Source organism: Aggregatibacter sp. oral taxon 458 str. W10330 (assembly GCF_000466335.1).
Classification (GTDB): domain Bacteria; phylum Pseudomonadota; class Gammaproteobacteria; order Enterobacterales; family Pasteurellaceae; genus Aggregatibacter.
The window spans coordinates 1-9135 of the sequence record NZ_KE952587.1 but is presented as its reverse complement, the minus strand read 5'-3'; the positions used below and the strand labels follow the sequence as shown (position 1 = coordinate 9135).

Below are 9135 nucleotides of genomic sequence, written 5' to 3'. Positions count from 1 at the left end.
AGGTTGTAAGAAATCTTTGAGTGTCGTTCCGCCTCGTTCAATGGCTTTAGCAAGAACGGATTTAATGGTTTCGACCAAACGCTCACACTATTTTCGAGTGAGATTGGTAGCAAGTTTTAACGGATGCAAGCCACACAGAAACAAACTTTCATTGGCATAAATATTGCCAACACCCACCACCACAGCGTTATCCATTAAAAAGGTCTTAAGTGCGGTCATTTTTTTACATGATTTTTTGAAAAGATAGTCTGCGTTGAATAAAGTGGGCTATGAGTATAATATTTGAGGGGGTTGTTATGTATTTTAGGGTTAGGCCAGCTTGAATGTCGTTTTCTCTTTCTGTAGACTTCGTAAGTAGGCACACAAAGTACTATTTTATAATGGCGTAATGTTAATATCGAGAGGTGTCAGGGATTGGATCTTCAATTGGCTTGATAGCGGCATGGCTTCAACTTTGAGGTTTTCTATGAAACAAGGTATTCATCCTGAATATAAAGATTGCAGTAACGTGCTCAAAAACCTTTCAACCTTAGGCAAAGACATCAACCTTGATATGTGCTGCAATGTCATCCGTTTTATACAGGTAAACAACGTGTTGTTGACACAGATGGTCGTGTTGAACGCTTTAACAACCATTTCAAAATTCCAGGTATAAAGTAATTTTAATTTCAGCCCTCGAGATTACGGGGGTATTTCTATAATTAAAAATAAATTAGAGTAAATATAATGAAAATTTCTCTTGTCTGCTCAAAATTCAGATATGGCGGTGGTATAGAACGTTATCTAATTGATCTGGTAAACGGTTTTCACGAAAAAAATATTCTCCCAAATGTTTATTCTGCCAAGTTTGATAAAGATATATTAGAATATAGTTTTATAAATCCTATAGAAATTAACCTATCTCTTATCCCTAAGCCTCTTAGAAATTATTTCCTATCTTATTTTTCAAATAGGATAAAGTCTCACTCAAAAGAGAGAGAAATTTCTATCACAACGACATATACAAAATCAGATATAGTTATATGTGGAGGAAACCATATAGGATATTTACGAGCATTAAATAAAAAACCAACTTTTTTAGATCTAATAAAAATTAAAAATGAAAAAAGATGCTTTGACTATGCTAAGACTATTATTGCTCACTCTAAATTAATGAAAAATGAATTAATTACTCTATATCAAGTACCAGAAAATAAAATAGAAGTAATTTATCCACCAGTAAATTCTGAGTGTTTTAAACCCGTTAATGATGATGAGCGTATAAGTTTAAGAAAAAAATTTAATTTTCAAGATCATGAAATTATCTTCTTATTTCCCTCTACTGGACATGAAAGAAAAGGTTTCAATATCCTTAAAAATTATTTTAATCAATCAGATCTTTCTATTCGCCTTGTTGTTGCAGGCTCACCAGTTACGGAAAGTAAAAACATTACATCATTAGGTTATTGCAAAAATATGTCTGAACTGTATCAAGCAGTAGATTATACAATTATGGCATCAATATATGAACCATTTGGACTTGTAGGAATTGAATCTATTTTATCCGGAACACCAGTTATATTTTCAGATAATATGGGGTGTTTAGAAGTTTTAGAAAATAATTTTGGTTATACATTCTGCCGAAATAATATAGACACTTTAGACAAAGTTATTCAGAATTCTGTTAGACAATTCAGTTCTCTTAAGAATAGGATAAGCACCCCACTTGATTGTATAACTTATAATCCCTGTTTATCTGCTCATGTAGAAGAACTGCTAGATATTTTATATCGCTCATAATAATTTAATATATTTAGTTGTTCCTATCCTTTCTTCTGACACGTCGGGCAATAAAAGCTGTTTCGTTGCCCGATGATTAAACTTTCAATTTTTGTACCGCACGTTGGACAAGGTTTGCCTTTGTTGCCATAAACCAGTAATTCTTGCGCAAAATAACCCGGTCTGCCATCAGGTTGTAAGAAATCTTTGAGTGTCGTTCCGCCTTGTTCAATGGCTTTAGCAAGAACCGATTTAATGGTTTCGACCAAACGTTCACACTGTTTTCTGGTGAGATTCGCAGCAAGTTTTAATGGGTGCAATCCGCATAAAAACAAACTTTCATTGGCATAAATGTTGCCAACGCCCACCACCACAGCGTTATCCATTAAAAAGGTCTTAAGTGCGGTCGTTTTTTTGCGGGATTTTTTGAAAAGATAGTCTGCGTTAAATTCCTCCGATAGTGGTTCCGGCCCCAGTTTTAAAAATAAATGAAACTCGTCTAATTTTTCCGTCCACAACCAAGCGCCAAAACGGCGCGGATCGTTATAACGCAATAATCGACCATTATTCAGCACAATATCTAAATGATCGTGTTTATCAATCGGGCAGTCATGCGGTACGATTCTTACGGTTCCCGACATCCCTAAATGCCCGATGATATAACCTTGTTCGGTATGAATGATGAGGTATTTGGCGCGGCGACTCAGCTCCAGAATTTTTACTTGATGCAATGTCGCTAATTCCGGTGATACTGCCCAGCGGAGTTTCGGCTGACGTACCTCGATTTTTTCAATCATGTAATCTTTCAAATAAGGGCTCACGCCACGCAGTGCGGTTTCGACTTCAGGTAGTTCAGGCATTCTCTTTCTCCGCGATAGCTACTGGATATAAAAAAACCCGAACAATGTCGGGTTTTTCAATTCGCGCAAAATTATTTGATTTTTGCTTCTTTATAAATAACGTGTTTACGCACAACTGGATCAAATTTTTTGATTTCCATTTTTTCAGGCATATTACGTTTGTTTTTGTCAGTTGTGTAGAAATGACCGGTTTCTGCGGTAGAAACTAAACGGATTTTCTCACGAGCACCTTTTGCTGCCATTTGTTAGCTCCTTAGATTTTCTCGCCACGAGCACGGATTTCAGCTAAAACTGCATCAATGCCTTTTTTATCAATAATACGCATACCTTTTGCGGTTAAGCGTAATGTTACGAAACGGTTTTCACTTTCAACCCAGAAACGGTGAGTGTGAAGGTTCGGAAGAAAACGACGACGAGTCGCGTTCATTGCGTGCGAGCGGTTGTTACCCACTGCCGGACGCTTGCCTGTTACTTGACAGACTCTAGACATATTAATCTCCAATAATGAAATTTAAGCTCGAGCTTACGGTTCGGAATATTTCAAAAATCGCTTTTTGAATGACCTCGTCAGGTCGTATAACCCGACCCGCATACTATATTAAAGGTCGTGCATTATACTCACTTTATCTTGCATTCTCAAGCCTAAATCCTGAATTTGCTGACATTAAAACGAAAATTTATCCCAAAGTGCGGTGCGTTTTAGAGAAGATTTTGTTCCGCAAAGGAAAAATAATCGCCTTTGCCAATCACAAAATGATCCAGCACTCGAATTTCCACCAACTCCGCCGCCTGTTTGATCGCCTCCGTAATTTGTCTGTCAGAAAAGCTGGGTTCCGCCACGCCGGAAGGGTGATTATGAGCCAAAATAATCGCCGCTGCATTACAAGCCAAGGCTTCCTTGATGACTTCGCGCGGATAAACCATCGCTTTATTAATTGTGCCGAGAAACAAGCGCTCCTGCTTAATCAACCGATGTTGGTTATCTAAGAAAAGCACTAAAAAAACTTCTCGTTCCGTATTTTCCAACTCTGTTTGTAAGTACATTTTCACTGTCTCTGACGAACTGAAACAATACCCTTCTTTAAGTTCCGCCAATAAATAACGACGGGTCATTTCCGTGCAAGCTTGCAACTGAATAAACTGCGTAATGCCAATGCCTTTCACGGCACAAAACTGCGTTTGATTGGCGCTAATGAGCCCTCGCAACGAGCCAAAATGCTGTAACACATTTTTCGATAGCTGCATCACCGGACAATCTTTAATGCCCGTACGCAAGAAAATGGCCAAAAGTTCAGCATCCGTCAGTGTAGCAACACCATATTTTAAGAGTTTTTCCCTAGGCATTAAGGCCTCATCCATTTTTCAACCTCGCAAAAAATAACCGATTCGCTATTCATTCACAGGGCGTCGTAAAATCCAAAAAGTACATTCAAAAGATGGGATTGGGATCGCAAAATAAGATTTTTGATTAAATCATAATTCAAGTAGAATAAGTGGATTCATCTCCGAGTCAGTCAATTCATGGGATTCAAGCATGATTAATCTAGAAAATAAACGCATTGTTGTGGGCATTACCGGCGGCATTGCCGCGTACAAAACCATCGAATTAATTCGTTTATTACGCAAAGCCAATGCGCAGGTTCGCGTGGTGCTCACGCCTGCCGCCGCAGAATTTGTGACCCCACTCACCTTGCAAGCGATTTCAGGCAATGCCGTGGCACAATCGTTATTGGATCCGCAAGCAGAACTGGCAATGGGACATATTGAATTGGCGAAATGGGCGGATGCCGTATTAATCGCGCCAGCAAGTGCCGATTTTATTGCGCGCTTAACTGTCGGAATGGCGAACGATTTACTTTCCACGATTTGTCTTGCCACCAGTGCACCGATTTTTCTTGCGCCGGCGATGAATCAGCAAATGTATCGCCAAGCCATAACGCAGCAAAATCTGACCGCACTTTTAAGCCGTGGCATACAACTTATCGGCCCGAACAGTGGCGAACAGGCATGTGGCGATGTAGGTGCCGGGCGAATGTCCGAACCTTCTGAAATTTTCACCGCACTTTGTCATCATTTTACCGTGCAGCAAGATTTACTCGGCATCCATGTTGCCATTACAGCAGGCCCAACGCGTGAAGCCATCGATCCGGTACGTTACATTTCCAATCACAGTTCCGGCAAAATGGGCTTTGCCATTGCGGATGCCTTCGCAAAACGCGGAGCGAATGTCACCTTGATTACTGGCCCGGTAAACCTTACCACACCTAACAATGTCAACCGCGTTGATGTCACTTCCGCGCAAGAAATGTGGCAAACCGCCTTAGAAAGTGCGGTCAAAAATCACATTTTTATTGGTTGTGCTGCGGTGGCGGATTACCGTATTGCGGATGTCGCTGGACAGAAAATCAAGAAATCAGCTGAAGAAATGACGTTAAAGCTCGTTAAAAATCCGGACATCATCGCGGATGTGGCGCATCTTACGGAAAAGCGCCCGTTCACTATTGGGTTTGCGGCTGAAACGCAGAATGTTGCCGATTACGCGAAAGATAAATTGACGCGCAAAAATTTGGATATGATTTGTGCCAATGACGTTTCCGGCGGGCAAGTGTTCGGACAAGATCACAATGCGTTACACCTCTTTTGGAAGCATGGCGAAAAAGCCTTGCCGCAGGCGGATAAAAATACATTGGCAGAAGCATTAGTTAGTGAAATTATGGCGCGTTACCGTCAATAAAAAAACACAGCAAAAACCCACCGCACTTTATCAAAAAGATTTCGTTAAAGGAAAAGATCACAATGAAAAAAATTGACGTTAAAATTTTAGATAGCCGTCTTGGCAGCGAATTTCCTTTGCCAACGTATGCTACTGAAGGATCAGCCGGTTTGGATTTACGTGCGCTCCTAGACAATGGTATTGAAATTCAACCGGGTGAAACCAAATTAATTCCAACCGGGCTTTCTATTTATATTGCCGATCCGAATTTAGCTGCTGTCATTTTACCTCGCTCCGGTTTAGGTCATAAACACGGTATCGTGTTAGGCAATTTAGTCGGTTTAATCGATTCTGATTATCAAGGTCCGCTCATGGTTTCTGTGTGGAATCGTGGTAATGAGCCGTTCAAAATTGAAGTAGGCGATCGCATCGCGCAATTAGTCTTTGTGCCCGTTGTGCAAGCGGAATTTAATATCGTCAACGAATTTCATGCCACAGAACGCGGCGAAGGCGGTTTCGGCCATTCAGGTAAACACTAATGGAACAAACCAATAAACGCAGTATTAAAGAACGACGCCAACAAGTGTTGACGGTACTCACGCATATGTTGCATTCCGAACGCGGCATGGAGCGTATAACAACGGCGCGTTTAGCCGCGGAAGTGGGCGTGTCAGAAGCGGCGTTGTACCGTTATTACCCGAGCAAAACCAAGATTTTTGAAGCCTTAATTGAGAATATCGAAAGCACATTGCTGAATCGCATTTCACAATCGATCAAAAATGAAACCAACACCATGCAACGGGTAAAAGACATCCTGCAGATGATCTTGGATTTTGCCCGCAAAAATCCCGGTTTAACCCGTGTGTTAACCGGTCATGCGTTGATGTTTGAAGATGCCAAACTACAAGCCCGTGTTGCCACCTTTTTTGACAGGCTGGAATTGCAGTTCGTGAATATTCTGCAAATGCGAAAATTGCGCGAAGGACGCGGATTTAACGTGGACGAACGCATTATCGCGGCACACCTCGTCACCCTCTGTGAAGGGCAGTTTATGCGCTATGTGCGTTCCAACTTCCGACACACACCAAATCAAGGGTTTAGCCAGCAATGGCAGCTCATTGAAAGCTTATTTGCATAATTTATTTATTTAGGTAATATGTCGTGATTATTCCTTGGCAAGAACTGGCGGAAGACACCTTAATCAATATTGTGGAAAGCGTCATTTTACGTGAAGGAACCGATTATGGTTCACATGAACAGACTTTCGAACAAAAAAAGAAAGCGCTACTGAACAAAATCCGCCAAGGAAGTGCGGTGATTGTTTGGTCTGAACTACATGAATCTATCGATATAAAAAATAAAACGGACTTTGTTAGATAAACTTTTTAGTTTTTCATAATTAGATGGAGGTTTTACGTGCAGGAACAGGACGCACAAGCCACACAACCGACGGATCCGATGCTGGAGTGGTTTTTATCACATTGTCACATCAAAAAATATGCAGCGAAAAGCATACTGATTAACGCCGGAGAAGAAGCGGATACGTTGTATTACATCATTAGCGGTTCGGTTTCCGTCATGGTAAAGGATGAAGACGGCAGGGAAATGATTTTGACCTATTTAGGCAAGGGCGAGTTCTTTGGTGAGGCAGGATTATTTGAAGATGGTCAACTGCGTTCTGCGTGGGTTAAAGCAAAGACCGCTTGTGAGGTTGCGGAAATTTCCTATCGGAAATTTCGTCAGTTAATTCAAGTTAGCCCCGATATTTTAATGTATTTGACCGCACAATTAGCCCATCGCTTACAACGAACATCACGGCAGGTGAGTAATCTAGCTTTCTTAGATGTCACCGGGCGTATTGCGCAGACCTTGTTAAATTTAGCCAAAATGCCGGACGCCATGACGCATCCGGACGGGATGCAAATTAAAATTACCCGTCAGGAAATCGGACAGATGGTGGGATGCTCCCGTGAAACAGTAGGGCGGATTATGAGAATGTTAGAAGAGCAACATTTGATTACAGCCCATGGTAAAACAATCGTGATTCATGGGACTCGATAGAAATAGAAAGAAAAACGACCGCACTTTATGTCTTGCTAGATTAAGTGCGGTCTTTTTTTGCCTTATTTTCGCAGTTTGACTAACTCGACTTCATGATTAACCCCTTTCTTTAAGATCAGATTGGCACGTTCACGCGTCGGCAAAATATTTTCTCTTAAATTTAATCCATTAATGTCATCCCAAATACGACTGGCCGTTGCAATGGCTTCTTGTTCGGAAAGATTGGCATAATGTTTAAAATAGGAATTCGGGTTAGAAAACGCACTTTGTCGGAATTTTAAGAATCGACGGATATACCATTCTTTTAATAAGCTTTCTTCTGCGTCCACATAAATCGAAAAATCCACAAAATCTGAAACGAAGGTTTGATTTGCGCGATTGTCATTGGGTTGGAGGACGTTGAGCCCTTCTAATATCAAAATATCCGGCTGATCGATAACATTAAATTGTTCAGGAATAATGTCATAAGTTAAATGAGAATAAATTGGTGCTTTCACCGGGTGTTTACCGGATTTGATATCAGCTAAGAAATGAATTAATTTTGGTGTATCGTAAGAAATCGGAAAACCTTTCTTTTGTAATAGTTGATGCTTTTGTAAATAAGAAAGCGAATGCAAAAAACCATCGGTAGTAATTAAATCTACTTTCCGTTCACTTGGCCAATGGCTAAGAAGAGATTGTAAAATGCGTGCCGAGGTGCTTTTGCCAACGGCAACACTGCCAGCAATGCTAATAATGTATGGTACTTTGGGGCTTTCTCCGCCAAGGAAGCGGTGAAGAACATTCTGGCGACGAATGTTTTCTTCTATATAGTAGTTAATCAGGCGGGTGAGTGGCAGGTAAATCGTACGTACTTCATCCAGCGACAATTCTTCATTAAAACCCAGTAGCGGTTTAAGATCTTGCTCGGTCAATTTTAATGGCACGGATTTGCGTAAGGCAGCCCAATGCTGTCGTTCAAAGGATAAGAAGGGGGTTAATTTGTCTGAAAAAGTGTCAGAAATTGGAGATTTCACGATTAAATTGCGCTTCCGTTGAGTAAAATAATGGGTGAAATATACCTTATAAATGAAAGGATGCGCAGTAAAAATTTAGTTGTGCTTATAAATTAAGCAAATCAGTATTCTCTTTTGTTTGATAATTAAACGAATAATTAAAAAAAAACGATTTATAAAAAAAAAGACTTGTCAGGTATAAAAAAATCCCTATAATACGCCTCACTTGTTCACGAGGCCGACTTAGCTCAGTAGGTAGAGCAACTGACTTGTAATCAGTAGGTCATCAGTTCGATTCCGATAGTCGGCACCATTATCTCGTGTGATAAGCCCCAAATTAGCGTGGAGGGATTCCCGAGCGGCCAAAGGGAGCAGACTGTAAATCTGCCGGCTCAGCCTTCGAAGGTTCGAATCCTTCTCCCTCCACCATTTCTAAGCGACTGATGGGACAGATGAATTAAGAACGGCGGGCATCGTATAATGGCTATTACCTTAGCCTTCCAAGCTAATGACGCGGGTTCGATTCCCGCTGCCCGCTCCAAGCGCTGATATAGCTCAGTTGGTAGAGCGCACCCTTGGTAAGGGTGAGGTCGGCAGTTCGAATCTGCCTATCAGCACCACTTCTTAATAATCTCTCCATTACAAATTTTAATACTTTGGTTAATCTGGTAAATTGAACCATCGATAACCGTGTTTGTTTAGAGGGACAATCAATGTCTAAAGAAAAATTTGAACGTACAAAACCGCA

At 40.8% G+C, this 9135-nt stretch carries 11 protein-coding genes, 4 tRNA genes and 2 pseudogenes; 11 read left to right on the top strand and 6 right to left on the bottom strand.

Annotated elements, in window-relative coordinates:
* A pseudogene (locus HMPREF9065_RS10270) lies at positions 1 to 258 on the bottom strand (DNA-formamidopyrimidine glycosylase); the annotation flags it as partial.
* Positions 259 to 466: 208 nt separating this feature from the next.
* Between HMPREF9065_RS10270 and rpmE the strand changes: the two are divergent.
* Together rpmE and HMPREF9065_RS09235 are read left to right on the top strand one after the other, a co-directional pair.
* Positions 467 to 660: pseudogene (rpmE, locus tag HMPREF9065_RS09665) on the top strand (50S ribosomal protein L31).
* A 66-nt stretch (positions 661 to 726) separates the two neighbouring features.
* A complete protein-coding gene (locus tag HMPREF9065_RS09235; RefSeq protein WP_021615132.1) occupies positions 727 to 1779 on the top strand; it encodes a glycosyltransferase family 4 protein in 1053 nt (350 codons plus the stop codon).
* Positions 1780 to 1802: 23 nt separating this feature from the next.
* Here HMPREF9065_RS09235 and mutM read toward each other — a convergent pair whose 3' ends face one another.
* From mutM to radC, 4 genes are all read right to left on the bottom strand, one after another.
* Positions 1803 to 2618 carry a bifunctional DNA-formamidopyrimidine glycosylase/DNA-(apurinic or apyrimidinic site) lyase gene (gene mutM, locus HMPREF9065_RS09240; protein ID WP_021615131.1) on the bottom strand — a complete coding sequence of 272 codons (816 nt, stop codon included), beginning with the start codon at positions 2616 to 2618 and terminating at the stop codon, positions 1803 to 1805.
* A gap of 71 nt (positions 2619 to 2689) precedes the next feature.
* The gene (rpmG, locus tag HMPREF9065_RS09245) at positions 2690 to 2860 is read right to left on the bottom strand and encodes a 50S ribosomal protein L33 (RefSeq protein ID WP_005613503.1); all 171 of its coding nucleotides are present in this window, start codon (positions 2858 to 2860) and stop codon (positions 2690 to 2692) included.
* Positions 2861 to 2871: 11 nt separating this feature from the next.
* A complete protein-coding gene (gene rpmB, locus HMPREF9065_RS09250) occupies positions 2872 to 3108 on the bottom strand; it encodes a 50S ribosomal protein L28 (protein ID WP_005542826.1) in 237 nt (78 codons plus the stop codon).
* Between the two features lie 209 nt (positions 3109 to 3317).
* Positions 3318 to 3977, bottom strand: a complete 660-nt coding sequence (gene radC / locus HMPREF9065_RS09255; RefSeq protein ID WP_021615130.1) for a RadC family protein — start codon at positions 3975 to 3977, stop codon at positions 3318 to 3320.
* A gap of 175 nt (positions 3978 to 4152) precedes the next feature.
* On the opposite strand from radC, the gene coaBC reads away from it, so the two are divergent.
* From coaBC to crp, 5 genes are all read left to right on the top strand, one after another.
* A complete protein-coding gene (coaBC, locus tag HMPREF9065_RS09260) occupies positions 4153 to 5352 on the top strand; it encodes a bifunctional phosphopantothenoylcysteine decarboxylase/phosphopantothenate--cysteine ligase CoaBC (RefSeq protein WP_021615129.1) in 1200 nt (399 codons plus the stop codon).
* A gap of 62 nt (positions 5353 to 5414) precedes the next feature.
* Positions 5415 to 5870 carry a dUTP diphosphatase gene (gene dut / locus HMPREF9065_RS09265; protein ID WP_021615128.1) on the top strand — a complete coding sequence of 152 codons (456 nt, stop codon included), beginning with the start codon at positions 5415 to 5417 and terminating at the stop codon, positions 5868 to 5870.
* Entirely contained in the window at positions 5870 to 6469 is a 600-nt protein-coding gene (gene slmA, locus HMPREF9065_RS09270) for a nucleoid occlusion factor SlmA (protein ID WP_021615127.1), read from the top strand. The genes dut and slmA overlap by 1 nt, the downstream gene beginning before the upstream one ends.
* 23 nt (positions 6470 to 6492) lie before the next feature.
* Positions 6493 to 6711 carry a YheU family protein gene (locus HMPREF9065_RS09275; RefSeq protein WP_021615126.1) on the top strand — a complete coding sequence of 73 codons (219 nt, stop codon included), beginning with the start codon at positions 6493 to 6495 and terminating at the stop codon, positions 6709 to 6711.
* A 36-nt stretch (positions 6712 to 6747) separates the two neighbouring features.
* Positions 6748 to 7392, top strand: a complete 645-nt coding sequence (gene crp, locus HMPREF9065_RS09280; protein WP_021615125.1) for a cAMP-activated global transcriptional regulator CRP — start codon at positions 6748 to 6750, stop codon at positions 7390 to 7392.
* A gap of 62 nt (positions 7393 to 7454) precedes the next feature.
* Here crp and coaA read toward each other — a convergent pair whose 3' ends face one another.
* Positions 7455 to 8408 (bottom strand): type I pantothenate kinase, encoded by a 954-nt coding sequence (gene coaA / locus HMPREF9065_RS09285; protein ID WP_051264462.1) that lies wholly within the window; start codon positions 8406 to 8408, stop codon positions 7455 to 7457.
* Between the two features lie 216 nt (positions 8409 to 8624).
* On the opposite strand from coaA, the gene HMPREF9065_RS09290 reads away from it, so the two are divergent.
* From HMPREF9065_RS09290 to HMPREF9065_RS09305, 4 genes are all read left to right on the top strand, one after another.
* A tRNA-Thr gene (locus HMPREF9065_RS09290) sits at positions 8625 to 8700 on the top strand.
* A 31-nt stretch (positions 8701 to 8731) separates the two neighbouring features.
* Positions 8732 to 8816 (top strand) — tRNA-Tyr (locus HMPREF9065_RS09295).
* 37 nt (positions 8817 to 8853) lie between these two features.
* Positions 8854 to 8928, top strand: a tRNA-Gly gene (locus tag HMPREF9065_RS09300).
* A gap of 3 nt (positions 8929 to 8931) precedes the next feature.
* Positions 8932 to 9007 (top strand) — tRNA-Thr (locus HMPREF9065_RS09305).
* Positions 9008 to 9135: the final 128 nt, after the last annotated feature.

What these genes read in the sequence shown, in the direction of transcription:
- HMPREF9065_RS09235 (WP_021615132.1), top strand. Translation starts at nt 727, where the DNA reads ATGAAAATTTCTCTTGTCTGCTCAAAATTCAGATATGGCGGTGGTATA.
- mutM (WP_021615131.1), bottom strand. Translation starts at nt 2,618, where the DNA reads ATGCCTGAACTACCTGAAGTCGAAACCGCACTGCGTGGCGTGAGCCCT.
- rpmG (WP_005613503.1), bottom strand. Translation starts at nt 2,860, where the DNA reads ATGGCAGCAAAAGGTGCTCGTGAGAAAATCCGTTTAGTTTCTACCGCA.
- rpmB (WP_005542826.1), bottom strand. Translation starts at nt 3,108, where the DNA reads ATGTCTAGAGTCTGTCAAGTAACAGGCAAGCGTCCGGCAGTGGGTAAC.
- radC (WP_021615130.1), bottom strand. Translation starts at nt 3,977, where the DNA reads ATGGATGAGGCCTTAATGCCTAGGGAAAAACTCTTAAAATATGGTGTT.
- coaBC (WP_021615129.1), top strand. Translation starts at nt 4,153, where the DNA reads ATGATTAATCTAGAAAATAAACGCATTGTTGTGGGCATTACCGGCGGC.
- dut (WP_021615128.1), top strand. Translation starts at nt 5,415, where the DNA reads ATGAAAAAAATTGACGTTAAAATTTTAGATAGCCGTCTTGGCAGCGAA.
- slmA (WP_021615127.1), top strand. Translation starts at nt 5,870, where the DNA reads ATGGAACAAACCAATAAACGCAGTATTAAAGAACGACGCCAACAAGTG.